16 protein-coding genes and 1 pseudogene are annotated in these 24,393 nt (G+C 67.3%); 9 read left to right on the forward strand and 8 right to left on the reverse strand.

The window, feature by feature from the left end; all coding sequences use genetic code 11:
• Positions 1–83 precede the first annotated feature (83 nt).
• On the reverse strand, positions 84–1,781 hold the full coding sequence (locus tag CFB41_RS32465) for a M4 family metallopeptidase (protein WP_089459415.1): 1,698 nt from the start codon (positions 1,779–1,781) through the stop codon (positions 84–86).
• Between the two features lie 646 nt (positions 1,782–2,427).
• Between CFB41_RS32465 and CFB41_RS32470 the strand changes: the two genes are divergently transcribed.
• Positions 2,428–2,958, forward strand: a complete 531-nt coding sequence (locus CFB41_RS32470) for a toxin (RefSeq protein ID WP_089459416.1) — start codon at positions 2,428–2,430, stop codon at positions 2,956–2,958.
• A gap of 18 nt (positions 2,959–2,976) precedes the next feature.
• Here the strand turns inward: CFB41_RS32470 and CFB41_RS32475 are convergent, their stop codons facing one another.
• Both CFB41_RS32475 and CFB41_RS32480 read right to left on the reverse strand, forming a co-directional pair.
• Positions 2,977–3,726, reverse strand: coding sequence for an SDR family oxidoreductase (locus CFB41_RS32475; RefSeq protein ID WP_089459417.1), 750 nt, complete (start codon positions 3,724–3,726; stop codon positions 2,977–2,979).
• Between the two features lie 339 nt (positions 3,727–4,065).
• Positions 4,066–8,421 (reverse strand): YadA-like family protein, encoded by a 4,356-nt coding sequence (locus CFB41_RS32480; RefSeq protein WP_089459418.1) that lies wholly within the window; start codon positions 8,419–8,421, stop codon positions 4,066–4,068.
• A gap of 803 nt (positions 8,422–9,224) precedes the next feature.
• On the opposite strand from CFB41_RS32480, the gene CFB41_RS37885 reads away from it, so the two are divergent.
• Together CFB41_RS37885 and CFB41_RS32485 are read left to right on the forward strand one after the other, a co-directional pair.
• Entirely contained in the window at positions 9,225–9,491 is a 267-nt protein-coding gene (locus CFB41_RS37885; RefSeq protein WP_144029980.1) for a hypothetical protein, read from the forward strand.
• 61 nt (positions 9,492–9,552) lie between these two features.
• A complete protein-coding gene (locus CFB41_RS32485; protein ID WP_089459740.1) occupies positions 9,553–10,359 on the forward strand; it encodes a response regulator in 807 nt (268 codons plus the stop codon).
• A gap of 21 nt (positions 10,360–10,380) precedes the next feature.
• Here CFB41_RS32485 and CFB41_RS32490 read toward each other — a convergent pair whose 3' ends face one another.
• The gene (locus tag CFB41_RS32490; protein ID WP_089459419.1) at positions 10,381–12,573 is read right to left on the reverse strand and encodes a TonB-dependent siderophore receptor; all 2,193 of its coding nucleotides are present in this window, start codon (positions 12,571–12,573) and stop codon (positions 10,381–10,383) included.
• A 401-nt stretch (positions 12,574–12,974) separates the two neighbouring features.
• On the opposite strand from CFB41_RS32490, the gene CFB41_RS32495 reads away from it, so the two are divergent.
• Positions 12,975–13,931 (forward strand): mannuronate-specific alginate lyase, encoded by a 957-nt coding sequence (locus tag CFB41_RS32495; RefSeq protein WP_089459420.1) that lies wholly within the window; start codon positions 12,975–12,977, stop codon positions 13,929–13,931.
• 31 nt (positions 13,932–13,962) lie between these two features.
• Here the strand turns inward: CFB41_RS32495 and CFB41_RS32500 are convergent, their stop codons facing one another.
• The gene (locus tag CFB41_RS32500; protein ID WP_089459421.1) at positions 13,963–14,988 is read right to left on the reverse strand and encodes an AraC family transcriptional regulator; all 1,026 of its coding nucleotides are present in this window, start codon (positions 14,986–14,988) and stop codon (positions 13,963–13,965) included.
• Positions 14,989–15,341: 353 nt separating this feature from the next.
• Here CFB41_RS32500 and CFB41_RS32505 point away from each other — a divergent pair, with 353 nt between their 5' ends.
• The 5 genes and pseudogenes from CFB41_RS32505 to CFB41_RS32525 all read left to right on the forward strand — a co-directional run bounded on the left by CFB41_RS32505 (position 15,342) and on the right by CFB41_RS32525 (position 20,251).
• The gene (locus CFB41_RS32505) at positions 15,342–16,589 is read left to right on the forward strand and encodes a dienelactone hydrolase family protein (protein ID WP_089459422.1); all 1,248 of its coding nucleotides are present in this window, start codon (positions 15,342–15,344) and stop codon (positions 16,587–16,589) included.
• Positions 16,590–16,629: 40 nt separating this feature from the next.
• On the forward strand, positions 16,630–17,418 hold the full coding sequence (locus CFB41_RS32510) for an SDR family oxidoreductase (protein ID WP_089459423.1): 789 nt from the start codon (positions 16,630–16,632) through the stop codon (positions 17,416–17,418).
• 69 nt (positions 17,419–17,487) lie between these two features.
• On the forward strand, positions 17,488–18,726 hold the full coding sequence (locus CFB41_RS32515; RefSeq protein WP_089459424.1) for a styrene monooxygenase/indole monooxygenase family protein: 1,239 nt from the start codon (positions 17,488–17,490) through the stop codon (positions 18,724–18,726).
• A 5-nt stretch (positions 18,727–18,731) separates the two neighbouring features.
• Positions 18,732–19,257, forward strand: a pseudogene (locus CFB41_RS32520) (flavin reductase family protein).
• 37 nt (positions 19,258–19,294) lie between these two features.
• The gene (locus tag CFB41_RS32525; protein ID WP_089459741.1) at positions 19,295–20,251 is read left to right on the forward strand and encodes a transporter; all 957 of its coding nucleotides are present in this window, start codon (positions 19,295–19,297) and stop codon (positions 20,249–20,251) included.
• A 36-nt stretch (positions 20,252–20,287) separates the two neighbouring features.
• Here the strand turns inward: CFB41_RS32525 and CFB41_RS32530 are convergent, their stop codons facing one another.
• From CFB41_RS32530 to hflC, 3 genes are read right to left on the reverse strand one after another with little or no spacing between them, the layout of a single operon-like run.
• Positions 20,288–22,231 carry a cation-translocating P-type ATPase gene (locus CFB41_RS32530; RefSeq protein ID WP_089459425.1) on the reverse strand — a complete coding sequence of 648 codons (1,944 nt, stop codon included), beginning with the start codon at positions 22,229–22,231 and terminating at the stop codon, positions 20,288–20,290.
• Positions 22,228–23,271, reverse strand: a complete 1,044-nt coding sequence (gene hflK / locus CFB41_RS32535; protein ID WP_089459426.1) for a protease modulator HflK — start codon at positions 23,269–23,271, stop codon at positions 22,228–22,230. Before hflK ends, CFB41_RS32530 begins: the two co-directional genes overlap by 4 nt.
• Positions 23,268–24,311 (reverse strand): protease modulator HflC, encoded by a 1,044-nt coding sequence (gene hflC / locus CFB41_RS32540; RefSeq protein ID WP_089459427.1) that lies wholly within the window; start codon positions 24,309–24,311, stop codon positions 23,268–23,270. Before hflC ends, hflK begins: the two co-directional genes overlap by 4 nt.
• Positions 24,312–24,393: the final 82 nt, after the last annotated feature.

Here is a 24,393-nt window from a genome sequence, read left to right on the forward strand (position 1 = left end):
TGGCTTCGACTGGTTCGCACTACTCCGAAGCGACGGGTCCGCCACGCGCATTTCGGGCGTTCAACGCACTCACACGGACACTATCAATTCACCCCGACCGCACTCCACGCACGAGCGACCGCGGCGCTTTCGGCCGAGTTCGCGCCATACAGGTCGTTCGCCGCCTGGATCGACGCACGACGCGCGCTCGGGTAGCTGGAGTTGGCGTTCAGATACACGGTCAGCGTCCGGTACCAGATCTTCCCGGCCTTCTCGCGGCCCACGCCGCTGAAGGTCGTGTCGCCGTTGCAGACCAGCTGCGCCTTCGTCAGGCCGGTATCGGTCGACGGCACCGTCGGGCCTTCCGCGAGCAGGTAGAACAGGCGGTTGCCGACGCCCGACGTGAAATGCGGATCGTGGCGCGGATTCGACCACGAGAATCCGCCGGACGGGTAACAGCTGAACGACCGGCCGTCGAGATCCTGCTTGTACATCTTGCGCAGGCCGCCGCTCACCACGCGCGCGCCGATCACGTAGTTGCCGGGATCGTTCGGGTTGTTGGCGTAGTACTTCACGAGCGTGCCGAAGATGTCGGACGTCGACTCGTTCAGGCCGCCCGCGTCGCCCGAGTAATTCAGGTTGGCCGTGGCCTCGGTCACGCCGTGACTCATCTCGTGTCCGGCGACGTCCACCGACACGACCGGTTTCGGCAGGCTGGTGCCGGGCTGGCCGTCCCCGTACACCATCACGTGCGAATCCAGCCATGCCGCATTCGCGCCGGTCGTGCCGCTGCCCGTGTTGAACACCACGTGTGCATAGCTCTTCACGCCGCGGCCGTCATTGAAGATGCCGTTGCGGTTGTGCGCGCTCTTGTAGTAGTCCCAAGTCAGCGCGAGACCATAGTCGATGTCGGCGGCGACCGTCTGCCGGTCGGTGGTCGTATTGTTGCCCCACACGTTCGTACTGCTCGTGAAGATCGGCAGGTCGGTCGCCTGCTCGACGTCGTCCGAGGTCAGCCCGCGGCCGTCGTAGACCGAGCCGGAGCCGCGGCTCGGATCGAGCATCCGGTACGCATTCGTGCCCGTCTGGTCGGTGGTGAGCGTCAGGTTGCCGTAGTACAGCGAGCGGCCGGTGCCGGTCGCGGCGGCCGTCTTGATCAGGTCCTGCGCGTCGAGCACGGTGCCGGTGCGCGCATCGACGTAGTACAGCACCGCGTCGCCATGCACGTCGGTCGCCTTGCCGTAGACGCGTACCGCGTAGGCCAGCGTCGGCGTGACGTCGCGTGCGAACACGACGAGTTCCGCGTCCTCGACGCGGCGCACGTCCGAGTTGAAACGCGCGGCTGCGATGCGCTTGACCCGCGCAGCGCCGATGTCGGGTGCGTTGCGTACCACCGCGCGGTTTCCGACCTTGCCGATCGTGCCCGTGAGATTGATCGGCGCGAGCTGGGTCACGCTCGCCTGCTTCAACTGCCCGTTGCGCGAGTGGACGACCACGTCGCCGCCGATCACGGGCAGGCCCGCGTAGAAGCGGTCGAAACGCACGTGCTCGGTGCCGTCGGGGTCGACGATCACGTCGCGCACCTGGAACTGATCGCCATCCGCCGGCGCGCTCGCCTGCGGCCCTGCGAACTTCAACGTGCGTGCTGCGCCGCCGGCTGCGAGGCTGAAGGCGGACGGGTTCTGCTGGATCAGTTGCAGTGCCTTGTCGACCGCAGCCGACGGGTCGCCGGCCTGGGCAAAAGCACTGAGACTCGCGACGGTAATCGCGGAGATGGACAGCAGACGAGACAGTTTCTTCATGTAATCCCCCGGCTTATAAGTGGGTGATGTTCGAGAAATGCATCAAGTACAGACTTTTGATGTAAGACGTGTCACGAACCGCAGAGGGATGCTAGAAGGACATTTTTATAATTACAAGATATTTTCTGACAGTTTAATTTTTTCTGTCATTGCTGTTAATCGAGTCATGGTTTGGTGAGAAACTTGAAATGATCTCGTTGGTCGTGATGGCGGGATCGACAAGGTTGCATCGGGGAATGTGTCGGAGAGGCTCGTGCTGCCGTGGCGAGGCGGCGCGCGGCACGCGTCGGGGAGGACGGATGAGGCGAAGCCGGGATAAAGCGGCAGATACTACTTGCTTTATTAAATATTTATTTGAATTGTTGCCATTGTCGGCGTGCCAATGAAAATTTCAATGGCTCTTCGCTTATCGCTTTAGACGACGATGCCTTTAAATTCGTAGTCAATGACTGCCGAGCGACGCACGAGATAATGCTTTCTACGAATCGTTCGTTCGAGTGGCGCGGCGCGGCGCAATCCATCGCATGTGGACGTCACACTGTCTTTTGCATCGGAAGGCTCATGCTCGGTCAACGGTGGTGCACGCGGTTGTCGCCCAGGCATGAGGCACAATACGCGGCTTCAACATTCAACCGCCGTCAAACCCATGCGCGTCGTCGTCGTTGGAACCAGCGGAGCGGGGAAATCCACTTTCTCCAGCGCACTGGCGGCAGCAGCCGGCTGCCCTTACATCGAGCTGGATCGCCTGTACTGGGGCCCCGACTGGACAGCCGTGCCGCCGGCGCAATTCGAGAACGCCGTGCGGGCCGCGACGGCCGGCGAGCGCTGGGTCGCCGACGGGAACTACAGCGCCGTGCGCGACGTGCTGTGGTCGAGCGCCACGCACGTGGTCTGGCTCAACTTCGGACGCCGGACGGTATTCTCCCGGGTGCTCTGGCGCACGTTGAGCCGCGGGTTCATGCGCACCGAGCTTTCGCACGGCAACCGCGAATCGCTGCGGATGGCGTTCTCGCGGGAGTCGGTGCTGCTGTGGTCGTACACCACGTTCGCCAGGAATCGCATCAAGTTCGCCGCCCTGCGGGACGACCCGGCCTTCGCGCATCTGCACTGGACGGAAATCACGCGGCCTTCGGACACCCGCGCGGTCATCGACAGGCTGGCCCGCGCCGGCGGTTGAGCGCGCGCCATCGGGACGTCACTTCACGGCCGCATTGCCGCCGTCGGCGAACAGGGCCGAGCCGGTCACGAAGCTGGCCATCGGGCTGGCCAGGAACAGCGCCGCGGATGCGATCTCGTCGGGGTGCGCGATACGCTTCATCGCGTGGAGCCCGGCCGCCCATTCCTTCTGGTCACGGTCTCCCGCCATCGCGGTATCGACCCCGCCCGGCATCAGTGCATTGGCCCGAATCCCGCGTGCCGCGTAGTCCGCGGTGATGCCCTTCACCAATCCCATCAAGCCGGCCTTGGACGCGCCATACGCAGCCATGCCGGGAAGCCCGACACTCGTTCCGACGAAGCTGGACGTGAAGACGATCGAACCGCCCCCGCGTTCGAGCATCACGGGAATCTGGTTGCTGGCGCCCAGGAAGGCCGCCGTCAGGTTGGTAGACAGCGTCTGCTGCCAATCGTCGAGCGACATGTCGGCGAGCGGTTTGAGCGGCCCGACCGTTCCGGCGTTGTTGATCGCGATGTCGAGACCGCCGAACTCGCGCAGCGCCGTCGCCACGAGCCGTCGATGCGTATCGACGTGACCGACGTCGCCCGCGCAGGCGCGCGCCTGGCCGCCCTGACGACGGATCGCGTCGGCCACCTGATTGAGCGGGGCTTCGCTTCGCGAACCCAATACGACCGACGCGCCGTGCGCCGCGAACATCAACGCGATCGCTCGGCCGATACCGCTGGACGCACCGGTGACGATGGCGACTTTCCCTTCGAGCAAGGTCATGGTTTTCACATCCCGTGAGTGAGGTTCATCACGGCAATGTAAGCGGCTGCATACAGGTAGGCACTCCGTTTCTTGCTCTTGAAGTCCGGCCGAGCGGCAAACCGCGCGTCGCGTGGCGGGTGGTGCGGATCGGCGGTGTCGCGCGCTGCAACGATCGGCACTGGGCGGAACGCATCCGGCCTTCGCACACCCGCGCCGGCGGCTGAACGCTGCGCGACGCATCAAGCGTCGATGGCCCGAGGGTGGCAAACCCACCCCAGGGCCACGGATTTCCCGCCGGTGCCGGACATCACGACCACTGCCCGGCACCACCGGTCAATCATTGCTGCACGGATAACGTCAGAACTGGTAACCCGCGCCCACCACCGCGCCGAAGTCCGAACGCGCATTGCCCGTCACCGACGCCTTGACGACCCAGCGGTTGCTTTCCGTCACGTACGAGTACCCGGCGGCGAAACCCTGCTGGCCGTGATAGTTCGACGTCGCCGCCGAGACCATCGAGCGGCCCGCGCCCGTCGGTTGCGGCAGGCCGGCCACGGCCATCGCCGAGGCCACGCCGCCGTACATGTCCTTCTTCAGGTCGTTGAACGAGTTGTACATCTGGCCGATGCGCTGGTCGGTGTAGCCCTTCGCCTGATTCGACGCGGCCGACAGGTTGTCGTTCAGCTGCTGCACGTTCACCGCGTCGGTCGGCGCGGTGCCGGCCGCGACGTTCGTGACCTGGCGCTCGCTGCCCTTCGCGCCGACCGAGAACGAATTGTCGCGATCGGCGACGGAGCCCTGGCCGACCGCCACCGCGTTCTTGCCGGTTGCGGTTGCCGTCGACCCGATCGCACCCGCATCGGCACGCGCGATCCACGACGTGTTCGCATCGGTCACCGCCGCACGGATCTGGTCGTTGGCCGCGACGTTCTTCAGCGCGTTGTTGAACTGGCCCATGTTGACCGCGTCGTTGTTGTTCACCCCCGCCGCGACGCCGGTCAGCACGCGGTCGCCCGACGTGCCGGAGAAGTTCACGCTGGTGCCGCCGGTGTCCTTCCCGACCGTGATCGCGCCGTTCGGATCCTGCTGCTGCACGAGGCCCGCCTTGCCGTTCGCGATGTTGGTCACGTTCCCCTGCAGGTTCGTGATGTCGGTCGTGTTCTTCGCGACCTGCTGGTTGGTCGCGTAGAGCTGCGAACCGTTCACCGCGTCCGTGCTGGTTGCGCTGAGCGTGCCTGCCTGCACGTTGGTGATGCGCGTGCCGCCGGCGCCGCCGAGCGTGATCGAGCTCTTCGAGCTGTCGTCGTACTGCACCGCGAGCGCACCGAGCTGGTTGAGACTCGACTGCACGCCCTTCAGCTGCTTCACGTTCACCGCGTCCGTATCGTCGGTGCCCGCGGCGACGTTCTTCAGCACGACGGCCGCATTCGTGTCGCCGCCGATCAGCGATACCGAATTCAGCCGGTTGCCGTTCGTGTCGACGTCGTACTTGACGACGTTCTTCACGGCCTCACCCGCCTGGTTGGACACCTGCGTGATCTGCTGTTCGAGCGACGACTTCACGCCCGACAACTGGCCGCCGTTCACCGCGTCCGTGCTGCCCGCGGCGATGTTGCCGTCGGCCACGTTCGTCAGCTTCGTCGGTGCGCCGCCGCGCGCCGCGTTGTAGGCGCCGGCCTTCGGGTCGAACTGGAGCGCGTCCTGCTGCAGCCCGGCGATCGCGGCCGTGTTGCCGGCGATGTTCGTTTCGGCGTTGCCGATGCGCGTTTCGTGATTCTCGAGCGTCGTCGTGTTGCTGCCGACGCGGCCGTCGAGGTTCGTGAGCGCATCGCCGACGTTGTTGAACGAGCCGCCGCCGACTTTATAGGCCGGCGCGCTGATCGAGCCGTCCGGATTCGCCGTCGCACCGCCGCCCAGCGCGGCTGCGGTACCGTCGGTCGCGCGACGCAGTTGCGCGCCGTTGACCGCGTCCGTGCTGCCGGCCGCGACGTTGCCTTCCGCGATATTTGTCAGTCGCACCGGGCTCGCGCCGTTGCCTGCGCCGAGCGAAACCTGCTTCTTGCTCGCGTCGTCGTACTTCACCGCGAGCGCGTCGAGCTGGCTCGTGCCGTCCTGAATCGCCGCGTTCAACTGGTCGACGTTGACGGCATCCGTGCCGTTCTTGCCGGCCGCGACGTTGCCGATGCGTTGCGGTCCGTTGCCGCCGTGGCTTGCGTCGTAGGTGCCGAGCGTCGCGTTCCACTGGAGCGCGTCCTGCTGAAGCGCGGCGATGTTGCCCGTGTTCGTCGTCACCTGGTTGCCGAGCGTCGTGACGCTGTTGCTGACATTCGTGATCGACTGGTTCAGCGTGTCGGTCGCCTTGCCGAGCTGGCCGACGTTCACCGCGTCGCCTGCGGCAACACCGTCCGCCACGTTGTGCAGGCCGACCGGCGACTGCGCGCCCTTGCCGCCGAGCGTCACGCCGCTGTGCGCGTCATCGTCGTACTGCACGGCGTTCTTCGTCGCGTTGCCGATCTGGTTGTTGATCGACGTGCTCAGGTTGCCCAGCGTCGTGCTGATGCTGTTCGTCACGCTCGTGCTGAGCGACGACAGGCCACCGTTCAGTTGGCCGACGTTCACGGCATCGGTGTTCGCGATACCTGCTGCGACGTTGTGCAGCGTCGTGCCGTTCGTGCCGGCGAACGTCACCGAGTCGAAGCCGCTTTGGCCGTCGTACTTCACGTTGCGGGCGTCGGCTGCCTGCAGGTTGCTGATGTTCGTGGTCGCGGTGCTCAGCGATGCATTGATGCCTGTGACAGTGCCCTGCAGGTTCGTGATGTTCGATGCTGCCGTCGAGATGGACGATTGCAGCGGTGCGACGGTGCTCGTCAGCTGACCGACGTTCACCGCGTCCGTGTTGGCGACGCCGGCCGCGACGTTGCCGATGCGTTGCGGGCCGTTGCCGCCGTGGCTTGCGTCGTACGCGCCGAGGGTCGTGTTCCACAACAACGCGTCCTGCTGAAGCGCGGCGATGTTGCCCGTGTTCGTCGTCACCTGATTGCCGAGCGTCGTGACGCTGTTGCTGACGGTCGTGATCGACTGGTTCAGCGTGTCGGTCGCCTTGCCGAGCTGGCCGACGTTCACGGCGTCGCTCGCGGCGATGCCGTCCGCGACGTTGTGCAGGCCGACCGGTGACTGCGCGCCCTTGCCGCCGAGCGTCACGCCGCTGTGCGCGTCATCGTCGTACTGCACGGCGTTCTTCGTCGCGTTGCCGATCTGGTTGTTGATCGACGTGCTCAGGTTGCCCAGCGTCGTGCTGATGCTGTTCGTCACGCTCGTGCTGAGCGACGACAGGCCACCGTTCAGTTGGCCGACGTTCACGGCATCGGTGTTCGCGATACCTGCCGCGACATTGTGCAGCGTCGTGCCGTTCGTGCCGGCGAACGTCACCGAGTCGAAGCCGCTCTGCCCGTCGTACTTCACGTTGCGTGCATCGGCGGCCTGCAGGTTGCTGATATTGGTGGTTGCCGTGCTCAGCGACGTGTTGATGCCGGTAACGCTGGCCTGCAGGTTCGTGATGTTCGACGCCGCCGTCGAAATGGACGTCTGCAGCGGCGCGACGCTGCCCTTCAGCTGGCCGACGTTGACCGCATCGGTATCGGCGACACCGGCCGCGACACCGTTGATCGTCGTGCCGTTGGCACCGTCGAGTGCGATCGCCGCATGCGAATCGTCGGTGTATTTCACGACGTTCTTCGTGGCGGTCACGATGCTCGTGCTGAGGCTGTTGCCCACGTTGGTCACGCGCTGGTCGACGTTCGAGATCGTGGTCGACAGCGAATTGCCGACCGACGTCACGCGCGCGTCGACCGTGGCGATGCTCGTGCTGAGCGTGCCGTTCACGTTCTTCAATTGCTGGACGTTGACGGCGTCCGTATCGGCCGCGCCTGCCGCGACGTTCTTGAGCTGGCGCTCCTTGCCGATTGCACCGAACGACACCGCGCCGCCAACCGGCGCGGCCGTGCCGCCGAACACCGGCGTGCCGCCATTGTTCGCACCGACACTGCCCGAACCGATCGCCACCTGGTTGTTGTCGTTCGTCTGCGCGCCTGCGCCGATCGCGACGGATTGCGTGCCGCCGGCGCGCGTCTGGGTGGCCGCGTCATACGACGCGCCGGCCGACACGCCGTCGCTCGACGTCGGGTTGGCGCCGCCGATCGCAACCGAGCGATCGCCGCTGGCGAGCGCCGAGTGGCCCAGCGCGATAGAACTCGTGCCGTGCGCATCGGCGACGTTGCCGAGCGCCATCGAGAAATCGCCGACCGCGGCCGACTGCCGACCGATGGCGAGCGCCGTGTTGCCTTGTGCGACGGCTACCGTGCCGATCGCCGTGGCCGAGTTCGCCAGCGCCTGCGCGCCGACGCCGACCGCGATCGCGCCGCCGCTGCTGGTGCCGCCATTGCTGCTGGCATTCGACTGGTCGCCGATCGCGATCCCGCTGGTGCCGGCCTTGGCATTCGTGCCCATCTTGACGTTGGCCGTGCTCACGGCCACGTAACTCCCGCTCTTGGTCGCGACACACAGCGGGTTCGTCCCGTCGATGCACTGACCGTTCAGCGCGTTGTCCGGGTTGCCGCGGTCGACGAAATTGTCCGCATGCGCGGCACCCGCGATCAGGACACCTGCACCCGTGAACATGGCGGCGGCGAGCGCCGAAATCTGCTTCCTCTTCATGGTCTTCTGCTCCGTTTTGTAGCGTTTGGTTTGAATACGGACTACTTACTTTTGTTGAAGACTTCAGCTGCGATTGCGATTGCGACTTCAGTGCGGAACCCGTTGCCCGTGCGCGGCTCGAGCGTGCCGAGGGCGACACGCATCGTCCGCCGGTGGCGACGGGACGTTCGACAGCGCGGGCACGTCGTTCGTGTGACGGCCCGTTCCGTTAATTCGGTTGATGCATTAGGAATGCATATCGTTTTATATGGGCGAATTCGCCCAGCGACTGAATCCGGAGATTCAACCCGCCGTTATGGACACCCCTGATTTGATGTCGCGCCGACCGCGACCCACCCCGCTTCTTTTATTTCACCCACGGCAACCGGATTTTCGCTTGCGCCCAACGGACCTGCGCTCGGAGTCACATCAATTGATGCCCCGGACCCGAACCGCACACCGTCCGTCACAACCCGCCGTGCCTTGCGTTGCTTGGTGCAACCCTGCACTCAAAGTTCGGACGAATTATGAGACACGATTTAAAATTATTGAAGCCGACATTCTTTATAGATTGTAAAATTCAATATATTCAAGGTGTTGCGATAAAAACGCGCATCTCGCAAACGATTTCGCGCCATCGAAATTAATCGAGATGTTTTATCGGGCGGATAAAACCTTTGCTGAGACGGATTGAAGAAAAATTCATTGCGATGTTTTTCGCGAAAAACGCGGAACTGCGCGACTGCACGTAGCGGCGCAAATGAAAATGGCGGAAATGGACAGGCATCGACATGCCGCACCGCAAACGAAAATCACGATATACGATGAATCATCCGGAAAAAGACATGAAGCAAATAGAGTCCATGTGTCTGGCGAGAATTGAAATATGTCCCTACAATTCGGCTCGAATCGATACCGGCGGCGCGCACCTTTCAGCGCGCGACGACGACAACACGCCGCGCCTTTACCGGATCGGTGATCAACACCCGCCATGCCGGGCATTACGCCGACCGGCCGTCCGTCGTGTCGTGGGGCGACATTCGACTATCGATGCGCTTGTACGTCGCCATCGCGCAGCTTCCGACGATTGATCCGAACCGGGCCGACCACCCGCAGGAACGCAGCCAGCAGCCATTCCAGAACAGGTGCACGATGCATCCATCGACCTCCGCATTGGGCGACGCCCATATCCTGATCGTCGACGATCAGCCCGACCAGCTTCGCTTGCTGATCGACATCCTGCGCGGCACCGGGTGCCGGATCAGCATTGCATCCGACGGGCTGCAGGCGTGCCAGCGCGCGCAGGCGCTCGTGCCCGACCTGATCCTGATGGATGTCCGCATGCCGCGCATGGACGGCTTCACCGCGTGCCGGCTGCTCGGCGCCGATCCGCTGACGTGCGCGATTCCGGTGATTTTCCTGACCGTGGCCGGCGCGTTGCACGAGCGCCTCGAGGGGTTCGACATCGGCTGCGTCGACTATGTGGTGAAGCCGTTCGAGCCCGCCGAAGTGCTCGCGCGGATTCGCGTCCAGCTCGCGCGTGCGAAGCGCGAGCGGCCGGTCGACATGGACAGCCCGTTCATGGCCGGCAAGGACGACGACATCATCGTGCGCGCGGCCATCCGCCACCTGGCACGGACGCTGAACGATCCGCCGACGGTGGAGCAGCTGGCCCGCGCGGTCGGCACGCACGAAAAGCGGCTGTCACGCGCGTTTCGCGACAACCTCGGCCAGACGGTATTCGAGTATCTGCGGCACGAGCGGCTGCGAATCGCGCAGGACCTGCTGGATTCGACGTCGCTCAGCATCGCCAGCATCGCGAAGGAGATCGGCTTTTCCACGCCGGCGAATTTCGCGACCGCATTCCGCGAACGTTTCGGCCTCACGCCGACCGAGTGGCGGCGCCAGCGCCACACCGGCGAACGCGCCGTGCGCCGGGAGCCGCAACGCGACGCGTAGGGCCGTTCCGCGCGTACGCGATTACCAGTTGTATTTCGCGGTGGCCAGCACGGTCCGCTCGTTGCCGAACACGCAGACGGCGTACGACTGGCAGCCGCTGACATAGCGCCGGTCGAACAGGTTCGCGACGTTCAGCGCGAACCGCCAGTGCGGCATCTCGTAGTGCAGCGCCAGGTCATACAGCGTCACGCTCGGCACGGTCAGCGAGTTGTCGGGTGCGCCGGCCGACGCGCTCTGGTAGCGCACGCCGCCGCCGACCCCGACGCCCGACAGGACACCCGTGCGCCAGGTCCAGTCGGCCCACATCGACGCCATCTGCCGCGGCAGCGGCACCGCCACCGGCCAGTGGTTCAGCGACGCGTCGTTCGCCTGCACGTTCTTGACGTCCTGATACACATACGACGCGACGATCGACAACTCGCGGGTGACCTTGCCGAGCGCGCTCAGCTCGATCCCGCGCGAGCGCACCTTGCCGGTCTGCACGGACGTCGTGCCGGTCGGGTCGAGACTCACCGGTGTCGGCGTCGCGACGTTGGTCTGGTCGATCTGGTAGACGGCCGCAGTCAGCAGCAGGTTCCTGCCGGGCGGCTGCCAGCGCAGCCCCGCTTCCGTCTGCCTGCCGCGCGTCGGCTTGGGCATGCCGCCGCCATACATCCGCACGCCGATGACGGGATCGAACGACGTCGAATAGCTCACGTACGGCGACAACCCGGCGTCGCCCTGATAGGTGAGCCCAACGCGCCCGGAGAACGCACTGACATCCTGCTGCGCCTGCGTGCCGACCTTCCGGTCGTCGAACCCCGCATTGACGAAATCCTCGCGGCCGCCGAGCGTCAGTGTCCAGCGCTGCCAGCGGATCTGGTCCTGCGCATACACGCCGAACGTGTTCATCGCCGTGTACTGGTCGACGTGGCCGAGCGACGTCGGGCCGGAGAAAATCGCGTCCGTGACGGGCCGGTAGACGGGGTGATACAGGTTGAGCGACGGCGCCAGCGCGAGCCACACGCTCTGGGTCGCCGTCTGCCGGTCATATTGCGCACCGAGCAGCAGCGTATGTTCGAGCGGCCCCGTGCCGAAGCGCGCCTGCGCGTGGTTGTCGATGTCGAAGCGGCTGTAGTTGAGCTGGAACAGCCCCGCATAACGCATCATGTCGGTGCTGCTGCGGGGCACGTAGCCGATACCGAACACCGTCGCGTCGTCGAGCGACAGGTGCGACCAGCGCACGTCCTGGTGCAGCGACCAGATCGCATTCACGCGATGCTCCAGCGCGTAGCCGAGCGACCACTGCTTCTTCCGGTAGTCGTTGAACCCGGGCGCGCCCATGTAGATGTCCTGCGACAGGCGGCCGTTCGGGTTCGGCAACACGGTGCCCGACGCAGGCAGGAAGTTCGACGAAATATCGCTGCCGTCCTGCAGGAACGTCGCCGAGAGCGTCAGCGACGTATCGGCGGTCGGCCGCCATCGGAACGACGGCGCCAGCGCGACGCGCCGGTCGCCGTTCGGGCCGGTGACCGCGTTGCCGTCGCGTGCCACGCCGACGAAGCGGTACGCATAGCGGCCGTCCGGGTCGAGCGTATCGCCGACATCGAGCATGAACTGCTTGCGCGCGTCGTTGCCGATCTGCACGCCGGCTTCGCGGATGCGCTCGCCGTCGGCGAGCTTCGTATGCGCATCGACGATCGCGCCGGGTTCGCCCGCGCCGTACAGCACCGAGGTCGGCCCGCGCAGCACGGCGATCGAGTCGATCGTGTACGGGTCGACGCGCCAGTTCGCGATCACCGGCGTATTCGGCGCGGCGACGCCGTCGACGTACAGCGTCGGCGTAAAGCCGCGCAACGCCGCATACCAGTCGGTGCGGCTGTCGGCGCCGAACGTCGCAAATCCCGGCACGTAGCGCAGCGCCTGGTTCAGGTCGGTCGCGCCGGTCATTTCGATCTGCTGCGCGGTCACGAGATTGATCGTTTGCGGGATCTCGGCCACCGGCGTGTCGGTCTTCGTGCCGGCCGTGGTGCGCAGCCCGACGAGCCCGCTCGACGCGCCGTCGGCCTTCCCGGTCACGTCGATCGTCGGCAGCACGGCCGCCGCCGCGCCGGCCGGCGGCGTGACTGCCGCACCCGATGCCTGCGCGTGTACGCCGCCCGCCGCCGCCACGACCCATGCGCTCCCGGCCGCGATCGCCCTCGCGCGTCGCGCCGCGCCCGTCCCCGTTACCATCGTTCCTTGCTCCGTCGTGCTGGTGGCCGATTCGGCCCGATCGCGGCGCGACGCGCCGTCGGCGTCCGCCCTGCGTTGTCTTCCTGGCGATGCTGGTTGCGCGCGAGTCGGCATGCACCGGCCCATGGCGTCGGTCGCAAGCGCAGCGATGATACCGGGCGAACGTGGCGCAGTCTCGAAAAAGAAAGTGCGTCGTCGGCCGGCGCCGGGCAAGGCGGATGAAAGATGGGGACGCTAGACTGCGTGCGCCACGGGAAACCGCCGCGGGCTGTACGGCCCGCGCGCGTCACCGGGGTTCGTCGTGCCTTGGCGGCCGCGCGCGTCCTGCATCGCGAGATTGTCCGCCCCCGGTTCGGCTTCCGTGTTTGCCGCGTCACCGTCACGTCACCACCGAGGACCGTATGCGCCGCCTGTCGACTCGCCCCCTGCTCGCCGCGTGGCTCGCGGTGAGCGCACTGTGCTGTGCCGTGCCGCCGGCACGCGCCTGCGACATCCCGGCCGCCGTCACGACGATCGATCCGCCCGGCTACTACGACGACGCCGCCGGCTATGCGCGCGCGGTCAAGCCGATGCGCGATTTCATTTCACGGCTCAATGCGTCGGCGGACAAGGGGGACTGGTCATGCGCCGTGAGCCTGCTGGAAAGCTGGGCGCGGGCCGATGCGCTGATGGGCCGGATCACCGGTTACCAGGGCGACTACGAGCGCTCGTGGGCCGGCACCGACTTCGCGATGGTGATCCTGCGCATGCCGCGCGACGTACGCGACGCGAACCGCGCGCGGTTCGACGCGATCGATCCGTGGCTCGAACGCATCGCGATCGCCACCCGCGATGCGCAAGCGATCAACCATCTGCACAACAACCTCGTGTACTGGGCCGGACTCGACCTGATCGCCATCGGCACCGTGACCGGCAACGCGAGCCTCGTCGATTCGGGGCTGCTGCGGGTACGCGAAGGCATCCGCGACATCGGCCCCGACGGTTCGCTGGCACGCGAAGTCAAACGCGGCAACCGCGCGCTGCACTATCACACGTTCGCGCTGCTCCCGCTCGTGTTCGCGGCGGAACTCGTGCAGCGGCGCCATATCGATCTCTATCGGGAAAACGACGGCGCGATCGGCCGCCTGGCGAACCTGGTCATCAACGCGGTCGACGATCCCGCCAGCTTCACGGCCATCACGCCGGTCAGGCAGGACCTGTTTCCGTGGACGTTCCGCGATGAACTGAGCTGGGTCGAGCCGTACTACGCACGCTTTCACGACGCGCGGCTGCCGGCGATCATCGCGCCGCGCCGCCCGTTCACCGAATGGCGGCTCGGCGGGGACGTGACGGCAGTCTGGGGCGTGCCGCTGCCGTAGCGGATCGGCGAGCGGGTTGCCGCGCGAGCCGCTAGGCGCGCCCGCGCCGCATCCTGAGCGTCGCCGACGGCGACTCGCCGAACGCCCGCTTGTACTCGATCGCGAACCGCCCGAGGTGCGCGAAGCCCCATTTCAGCGCGATGTCCGTCACCGACGCGAGCCCCGGCGACGCGTCGGCCAGCAGTTCCTCGCGCACATGTTGCAGCCGCAACTGCCGCACGAAGCCCATCGGCGTGGTGCCGTGGCGATGGCGAAAGCCGGCGAACAGCGTGCTCGGGCTGACGCCGGCGAGTTCGGCGAGCCGTTCGATCGTCAGCGGCTCGTCGAGATGCGCACGGATGTAGTCCTCGACGCGCCGCACGTAGAACGGCGCGATCGCCACCGGCAGGTGCCGCGTGCCGTTGCGCGCGCTGTTCGGGTGGCCGTGCAGCAGCAGGTTGAGCAGCGTCGATTCGAGCTGCTCGAACGCGAGCGGATGACGCAGCGGATGCGCGTCCGTCGCGATCGCGCCGGCGAGGATCGGCAGCATCTGCATCAGACACGCGCCCTGCGACGACGACAGGCTGAATTCCGGCTCGAATTCGACCGGCGCGCGCCGGTCGTCGCCGAAATGCCGCTGCGCGTGACGCTCCATCACTTCGCGCTCGATCCGCAGGATGACTTGCGGACACGCGTCGCCCCAGCGCATCTTCAGCGGCAGCGTCGGCGAGATCAGCGACGCGGTGCCGGGCGACGACACGAAACGCGCCGATCCGCACTCGATCTCCGCGTCGCCGCGCAACGGGATCTGCAACAGGAAGAAGTGCTCGAGCGGGCCGGGCTCGATGCTGACGCCGCCGCCATAATCGAGCAGGTTCAACGACAGGTTGCCCCAGCGCGCGTGATGCATGCAGCTGCGCAGCGCGCGCGATTCGCCGGTCGGCGTGAGCCGGTGCGGCTTGAAAACGTCGGCGACGCGTGCGCGCACCTCGTCGACGTCGTTCGACTGCAGCAGCAGGTTGTCGTGATTGAAACAGGCCGTATCCGGCAGCCAGCCCGTTTCGGAAAATTGCGCCATCGAAGTTCTCCCGTCATGCTCCATTGCACTCGCGCCGTGCATGCATTCCCGATGTGGGGGCATCCGCCGCACGATCCGGATAGCGTCCGGAGTATCCGGACAGTCCGGACGCCCAAGCACGCGAGTCCCGCCCACATGACGCAAGAAGCGGACCGTTCGCGCATCGTAGAAAACTGTGCGGGGCTTCCGCATCCGCACATACCCGCAGTCAGCCGCGCGCCTGCCCACGCGCGGCGGCCGGTGCAACAGGTTTCCGGAATTCGCGGATACCGGCCGAAGAAAGCGGATAGAAGTGCCCATTTCGTCCGCCAATACTGGGCCCGTCGCAGCAAAGAACTGGAATGGAGGGACATATGCAAGGACGTCACATCGAGATTCCGTCGCCGGACGGCGGCACGTTTCGCGCGTACCTGAGCACGCCGGCCGGCGGCACCGGGCCCGGCATCGTGCTGTGTCACGAGATCTTCGGCGCGAACGCGACGATGCGGGAAGCGGCCGACTATTACGCGGAGGAAGGCTATACGGTGCTCGTGCCTGACCTGTTCTGGCGCCAGGCGCCGGGGATCGAACTCGGTTACACAGCCGCCGACCTGGAACGCGCGATGGCCCTTTATCAGGAATACGACGAGAACAAGGGCGTCGAGGATGTCGGCGCTGCGCTGGACGCACTCAAGCAGTTACCGGAATGCACCGGCGAAGCCGGCGTGCTCGGCTACTGCCTCGGCGGCAAGCTCGCGTATCTCGCCGCGTGCCGGCTGCCGGGCGTGGCCGCGGCGGTCAGCTACTACGGCGTGGGCATCGAGCAGGCGCTCGACGAGGCGTCGCACCTGCACGGCCGGCTCGTGCTGCAGATCGCGGGGCAGGATCGCTTCTGCCCGCCCGACGCGCAGCAGCGCATTGCCGACGCGCTCGCCGGGCGCCACGGCGTCGAAGTATATGTGTATCCGGGTGTCGATCACGCGTTCGCACGCGCCGGCGGCGATCATTTCGACAAGGCCGCCGCGAGCATGGCCCATCAGCGCGCGATCGCCACGTTCCGTGCCGCGCTCGGCCTGCACTACGACCTGTCCACACTGTGGGAAGCGCATCTGCAACATGAGTTCGACACGCGCAACGTCGATGCCACGATGGCGACGATGGTTGCCGAGCCGTACGTCAACCATATTCCGACGCTGACGGGCGGCGTCGGCTACGACGAGCTCAAGCGCTTCTACACGCATCATTTCGTGCACGCGAATCCGCCGGACACAACGATCACGCCGATCTCGCGCACGGTCGGCGCGAGCCAGATCGTCGACGAGCTGCTGTTCTGCTTCACGCACACCACCGAGATCGACTGGATGCTGCCGGGCGTCGCGCCGACCGGCAAGCGCGTCGAGATTCCGCTCGTCGCGATCGTCAAGTTCCGCGGCGACAAGCTCTATCACGAGCACATCTACTGGGACCAGGCGAGCGTGCTCGTGCAGATCGGCCTGCTCGATCCGGCCGGCCTGCCGGTCGCGGGCGTCGAAACGGCCCGCAAGCTGCTCGACGAAACCGTGCCGTCGAACGGCCTGATGCGCCGTTGGCAGGACAGCGAACCATCGACCGGTGCGCATTGACGCGGCCCCTCCCTCACCCAACGATTTCCGGAGACACCCCATGACTGCCCTTGCTGGCAAAGTCGCGATCGTCACCGGCGGCGCCACGCTGATCGGCGCCGCGGTCGCGCAGGACCTGAGCCGCGCCGGTGCGTGCGTCGCGATCCTCGATCTCGATGCGCAGAACGGCGCGCGCGTGGCCGATTCGCTCGGCGAACGGGCGATGTTCGTCGCGCTCGACATCACCGACGATCGCGCGATCGCGCATGCGGTCGCGGCCATCGTCGAGCGGTTCGGCGCGATCGACGTGCTCGTCAACCTCGCGTGCAGCTACGTCGACAACGGCATCCAGGCGACCCGCAACGACTGGCTCGCCGCGATGGACGTCAACGTCGTGTCGGCGGCGATGCTCGCGAAGGCCGTGCATCCGCAGATGGTCCGGCGCGGCGGCGGCGCGATCGTCAACTTCAGCTCGATCTCGGCGGAGTGCGCGCAAACCGGCCGCTGGCTGTACCCGACATCCAAGGCGGCGATCCGCCAGCTCACGCGCAGCATGGCGATGGATCTCGCGCCCGACCGCATTCGCGTCAACTCGGTGTCGCCGGGCTGGACGTGGTCGCGCGTGATGGACGAGCTGACGCACGGCGACCGCGCGAAGACCGATCGCGTCGCCGCGCCGTTCCACCTGCTCGGCCGCGTCGGCGATCCGTCGGAGGTCGCGCAGGTCGTGACGTTCCTGTGCAGCGACGCGGCGAGCTTCGTGACCGGCGCCGACTACGCGGTGGATGGCGGCTATGCCGCGATGGGCCCCGAACAGGCGGTGCCGGCCATTCCGCGTCTCGCGGAGTGACCGTTCGTCACCGCCGCTTCCCGCCATCATTTCGATTCCGGCCGGCATCCGGCCAACCAAGGACACATCATGAGACGCATCGCCATCGTCGGCGCCGGCCAGTCCGGCCTGCAACTCGCCTTCGCCCTGCTCGACCAGGGTTATCACGTCACGCTCGCGACCAACCGCGACGCCGAACAGATCCGCACCGGCAAGGTCATGTCGAGCCAGTGCATGTTCCACACGTCGTTGCAGATCGAGCGCGATCTCGGCCTGAACGCGTGGGAGGAAGCGTGCCCGTCCGTCGACGGGATCGGCATCGCGGTGCCGCATCCGGACGGCAACGGCCGCAAGGTGATCGACTGGTCGTCGCGGCTGACGCGCTATGCGCAATCGGTCGACCAGCGCGTGAAGATGGCCGACTGGCTCGACGGCGTGAAGCGCCGGGGCGCGGACGTGCGCATTGCCGACGTCGGCGTGCCCGAACTCGAGGAGCTGGCGCGCAGCCACGACCTCGTGCTGCTCGCGGCCGGCAAGGGCGAGATCGTCAACCTGCTCGGCCGCGACGCTGCACGCAGCGCGTTCGACCGCCCGCAACGCGCGCTGGCCCTCACCTACGTAAAAGGGATGACGCCGAGCCAGCCGTATTCGCGCGTGCGCTTCAACCTGCTGCCGGGCATCGGAGAGTATTTCGTGTTCCCCGCGCTGACCACGACGGGCCCCTGCGAAATCATGGTGTTCGAAGGCATTCCGGGCGGCCCGCTCGATTGCTGGGCCGACGTGAAGACGCCCGAGCAGCATCTGGACCGCAGCCTGTCGTTCCTGCAGCAGTACGTACCGTGGGAATTCGATCGCTGCCGCGACGTCGAGCTCACCGATCCGAACGGCGCGCTCGCCGGACGCTTCACGCCGACCGTGCGCAAGCCGTTCTTCCGGTTGCCGTCGGGCCGCACGGTGTTCGGGATGGCCGATGCGGTGGTCGTCAACGATCCGATCACCGGCCAGGGATCGAACAACGCCGCGAAATGCGCGAAGGCGTATTTCGATGCGATCGTCGCACGCGATGCCGCGCCGTTCGGTGAAGACTGGATGCAGCAGACGTTCGAAGGGTACTGGGCGTATGCGCAGCATGTCGTGCGCTGGACCAACTCGCTGCTCACGCCCCCGCCGCCGCACATCCTCGAGCTGCTCGGCGCGGCCGGCCAGTTGCCGTCGCTCGCCGCGGCGATCGTCGACGGCTTCGACGATCCGCGCCGCTTCTCGCCGTGGTGGTTCGAGCCGTCGGCCTGCGCGGCGATGATCCGCGAACACAGCGCACGCACGGAGTAACCGGCATGGACACGACTGCTACCGCTCGCCCGGCCCTCGACCCGCTGCAGTTGCGCGCCGCGTTCGGGCAATTCCCGACCGGCGTGACCGTGATCACCACGTGCGCGGCCGACGGACGCAAGGTGGGCCTCACCGCCAATTCGTTCTCGTCGCTGTCGCTCGATCCGCCGCTCGTGCTGTGGAGCCTGCGCAAGGTCGCGCCGAGCCGCCCGGATTTCGTCGCGGCCACCCATTTCGCGATCAACATCCTCGCGCACGACCAGATCGAGCTGTCGCGCCGCTTCGCGACGCCCAGCGCCGACAAGTTCGACGGCGTGCTTCACGTCGATTCGGAAACCGGCGGCGTGCCCTGCCTCGACGGCGCGAGCGCGCTTCGTGTGCCGCAACGTCGGCCATTACGAAGGCGGCGATCACCTGCTCTTCATCGGCCAGATCGAACAGTTCGACGCGTTCGGTCGTGCACCGCTGGTGTTCCATGCGGGCCAGTATCGCGCGATCGCCGATCATCCCGATCTTTTTCGCGCCATTTGATTAGTTATACAAATCAATATCCCAGGAGGTGGTGAACATGAAACTCGGCTCTCGCGTGCTCGTCGTCGCAGGCCTCACGATCGCCGGCATGGCCGCAAGCGTGCCGGCCGGCGCGGCGGACCTGCCGGCGGTCAACCTCGGCATGACCAGCTTCCTCGACGGGATGCCGCCGGCCGGCGCCGGCTGGTACGGCACGCAGTACCTGCAGTACTACACGGCGGGCCGCGTCAACGACAATGCGGGCAACAAGGTCGGGTTGCCGAAGCAGGACATCGACCTGTTCGCGGGGCTGAGCCAGCTCGTCTATCAGTCGCCGCGGACGTTCGCGGGCATGCATCCCGGCCTCGACGTGATCCTGCCGTGGATCGCGTCCGCGCGAACCGACGACGGCATCGGCAACGTCGCGCTGAATGCGCGCGCCGGCTTCGGCGACCTGCTGATCGGCCCGTTCATCCAGTTCGATCCGGTGATGGGCGCGCAAGGCCCGCGCTTCGCGCAGCGCGTGGAGTTCCAGTTCATCGCGCCGACCGGCGCATACGATCCGTCGCGCGCGATCAATCCCGGCAGCCATGTCTGGTCGTTCGATCCGTACTGGGCGGCGACGCTGTGGCTCACGCCCAAGTGGACCGTGTCGTGGCGGCTGCATTATCTGTGGAACGCGACCAACCATCAGCCGGCCACGTCGCTCGGCCCGGACGTGTCGTCGACCCAGGCCGGCCAGGCGATCCACGCGAACTTCGCGACCGAGTATGAAGTGCGCCCCGGCCTGCGGCTGGGGCTCAACGGCTACTGGCTGCGCCAGATCACCGACATGAAGGAAAACGGGCAGGACGTGCCGGGCACGCGAGAAGCCGTGTTCGCGATCGGCCCGGGGGCGATGGTTAGCTTCTCGCCGCAGGATCATCTGATGTTCAACGCGTACTTCGAGACCTATGCGCGCAACCGGCCGCAAGGCACGCGGATGGTGCTGCGGTACGTGCATCACTTTCAGTGACGACCGCAGCCGGCTACGGCGGGCCCCCTCCACCGCTCACGCGCCGTGCACGTCCTCGTCGATCCGCAGCAGCCGCCCGGCGTTCGCAATCACGATGAACGTGCCGACGTTGTGCAGGATCGCCGCCCACACCGCGCCGAGCATGCCGGTCGCGGCGAGCGCGATCACCGCGAGCGTCCACGCGAGGCCGATCGCCGCATTGGTCGTCGCCGTGCGACGGCATTGCCGGCCAAGGCGGATGCAGGTCGGAATCCGCTTCAGGTCGTCGCCCAGCAGCACGACATCGGCCGATGCGATCGCGATGTCGACGCCACGCTCGCCCATTGCGATGCTCGTCGAGCCGGCCTTGATCGCCAGCACGTCGTTCAGCCCGTCGCCGACGACGAGCGGATGCAGCCCCGCGCCGATCTCGCGCATCACGTAGTCGAGCTTGTCGTGCGGCAGCGCCTGCGCGACCACCGTCTCGATGCCCGTCTCGGTCGCGACCTTGCTGGCCACGCGCTCGAGGTCGCCCGTCAGCAACGTCTGCCGCCCAAGGCCCAGCGTCCGCAGTTCGGCGAGCACGTCGCGCGCGTCGGGCCGCAAGGTATCCGCGAAACCGAACCACGCGAGCAGCCGCCCATCGAGCACGAGGCCGACGAGCGGCCCGTCGAATCCTTCCGGGGGCGACGGCAGGTCACCGGCATGGTCGGCGAGCAGCGCGGGCCGGCCGAGTACCGCCGTGCCGTCCGGCGTGTCGGCGACGACGCCGAGCCCGCGCAATTCCCGCGTGCGTTCGAACGGCGCAACCGCTGCGCCGGTCAAGCCCGACGCGGCGGCATCGCGGACGAGCGCGCGGCTCGCCGGGTGCGCGCTGCTTTCGCCGAGCCGCGCGGCCAGCGCACGCGCGTGCGCGCCGTCGACGCCGGGTTGCAACCACACCTGCCGCACCTGCAATTCGCCGCGGGTGAGCGTGCCCGTCTTGTCGATCACGAGCGAATCGACTTCGGCGATCTTGTCGAGAAACGCGGCATTGCGAAACAGGATGCCGTGCCGCGCGCCAACCGCGATTCCCGCGATGGCCGTGGACGGTGCGGCGAGCACCAGCGCGCACGGGCACGCCGCCACGATCACCGCGAGCATCGCCGAGGCATTCGCGGATGTGAACCAGACGATCGCCGCGATCAGCAGCACGAGCGCGAGATACGCGCCCATGTGCCGCTCGAGCACCTGCGTGACGGGCGGTTTCGCCTGTTCCGCGTGCTGCATCAACGCGATGATCTTGCCGAGCGTCGAATCCTTGCCCGTGTGCGTGACGTCGATGCGCAGCACGCCGTCGAGATTCAGCGCGCCGCCATACACGGCGCTGCCTGCCTCGACGTCGTGCGGTACGGATTCGCCGGTGATCGGCCCGTTGTCGACGCTCGACGTGCCCGCCACCACCACGCCGTCGACCGGAATGCGCGCGCCGGCCACCACTTCGATGCGGTCGCCCGCACGCAGCGCGTCGTACGCGACTTCGACGATACGGCCGTCGGCATCGATGCGACGCACGCGGCCGGCCGTCAGCCGGCCGAGCGCGCGGATCGCCTCCTGCGAACCGAGCACGCTGCGCTCTTCCAGTGCATGGCCGAAGGTCATCACGATCGGCAGCAGCGCGGCCGTCGTCATGTCGCCGATCGCCCACGAGGCCAGCATCGCGAGTGCGATCAGGCGATCGGTCACGCCGTGCAGGCTCGGCGCGCGCAGGCTGTGCCACGCACTCGCGAACACCGGCCCCGCGACGATCAGCGACGCGAGCGCGGCGAGCAGTTGTGCAAGCGTGTCGCCGCCGACCGACAGCATGCGCCATGCGAACGACAGCACGAGCAGGCCGCCCGCGAGCAGCGCCAGCGCGATCTGCCGCGTGATCGTGCGGCGCTCGTCGGAGGACAGCGCGTAGGCGGTCGTGCCGGCAGGCGCGGCGTCCGGCTGCGTGGCCGGTTCGGCGAGCGAATTCATCGGGCGTTTCCGGGCAGGATCAGGTTCGAGGTATCGTGCGGATCGATCGTCGTCACGCGTCCGGCTTTCGACAGCACGCGCTGCACGCGATCGCGATACAGCCGCGCCAGCAGCCCCGGATCGCCGTTCTCGCGGAGCGTCGCGTCGAGCTGCCGGATGTCAAGCGTGTCGGTCTGGGCGGTCGCGACGCGTTCGGCCGCGTGGGCCTGCGCATCCTGGACGATGCGGTCGGCGTCCTGCTGCGCATCCTGGCGCCGCTGTTCGGCGGCGGTGCGGGCTTCGGCGATGGTCCGCTCGGCGACCTGCAGCGACGTCAGCACCGCGTTGAACGCATCGGCGGCCGCACCGGGAAACGCGGGCTGCACGTCGACGCGCGCGACTTCGACGCCGAGCCCCGCGTGCGCCGCGTCGAGTGCACGCAGGTGCCGCGCGATCGCATCGGCGAGATCGCCGCGCAACCGTTCGCGACGCGCGGCCATCTGCCGGTCGGCGGCCAGTTGCTCGGGCCGCGCGACCAGGATCGCGTCGAGATCGCGGGTCGCCGCAACTTCGACGGCCGACGCGGACACGATCCGCTCGAGCGCCGCGTCGAGGCGAGCCTGCTGCAGCACGTACGCGTACGGATCGCTGACCCGGTAATAGAGCACCGCGCTCAACGCGACCGCGCCGCCGTCGCCCGTCAGCACGTAGCCGGAACCGGCCAGCGCGTCGGACAACCGCGCGACGCCCTTCGCGGACAGCGCGAGCGCCCGCGGATCGCGGTCGAGCGAGCGGATCCGCTGCTCGAGCACGCGGGCGGCACCCGGCACGAGCAGGACCGATTCGAACGGCTGCGGCCACGCGATCACGAGCCCGGCGTCCTGGGTGCGCACGAGCGCGCCGAACCGCATCACGACCGCGCGGCTGTCTGCCGGAATCCGCCGGATGTTCGAGCCGGCCCACGCGCAGGCGGCGAGCACCGCGAGCGCGGCGACGAACCAGAACGACAGGCGCACGGCCTGCGCGCCCGGCCCGAGCGGCGGTGCGGACGGCTCGCTCATCGCGCGGCCTTGTGCGCGTTGGGCGCCGGCGCGGCCTGCCCCGACGCGTCGCCCGGGCCCTGCACGAGCACGCGGAACGGCGCGGCGTCGGTACGCAGGATCAGGTTCGTATTGGTGCCGACCACCGCATTCAGCGTGTCGAGCGACCTCAGCATCGTGTACAGGTGCGGGTTGCCCGCATAGCTCTTGCCGTAGATGTCGGCCGCATCCTTGCGCGATTGCGCTTCGATGCCGGCCGCTTTCACGTTCGCGTCGGCCAGCGCGATGCGCGCGTCGCGCTCGGCGTCGGAACGGATCTGCGCGGCCTCGCGATTGCCCTCCGCGGTACGCTGCGCGGCCACCGTCTCGCGTTCCGCGCTCATCCGGTCGACCGTCGCGGCAAGCGTGACGGCCGGCAGCGTGAGCCGTTCGAGCCCGACCTGGGCAACACGCACGCCATAAGCCGCATAAAGCTGCGCATCGATCTGCCGGCGCAGCGCATCTTCGAACTCGCCGATCTTCACCTGGGCCGGATCGGTGTTCACGAGCGACGCGAGATCGTATCCGGCGGACGTCGTCTGCAGCGCGGAGCCGACGAGCGAGCGGATCTGCCGCGCCGCTTCGTCCGGCTCGTTGCCGACCGCGCGCATGAAGCGCCCGATGTCGCGCGCATCGGCCGGCACGCGCCACGCGACGTATGCCTCGACGATGATGCGCAGCCCGTCGCGGGTGCCGACGTCCTGCAGGCCGCTCGACGTGGTGTGCAGGCGCAGGTCGACGGGCGTCACCGCATCGATCGGCGCAGGCAGGCGCCACGCGAGCCCGGGTTCGAGCAGCACGCGCACGGGCCGCCCGAAGCGCGTGATCACCGATGCCTCGCCGGCACGCACCTGCACGAAGCTCGCGACCGCGAGCGCGACGAGCACGCACAGCACCGCGACGGCCACGCGCAGGCGAAACGCGCCGGGCGGCTGCGGCGCACCGTGATGTGCGTGATGGTGGTGGCCGTGGCCATGGCCGTGGTGCGCATGATCATGCGCGTGCGAATGAAACAGACTCACGATGTCGCCCCGGGTGCGGCGTCGCCCGCGTGCGGTGCGGCGACACGGCTGGTTGCCGTGTCGCGCCGTCCGTGCGGAAATC

The organism is Burkholderia sp. AU33803, from assembly GCF_002223095.1.
Classification (GTDB): domain Bacteria; phylum Pseudomonadota; class Gammaproteobacteria; order Burkholderiales; family Burkholderiaceae; genus Burkholderia.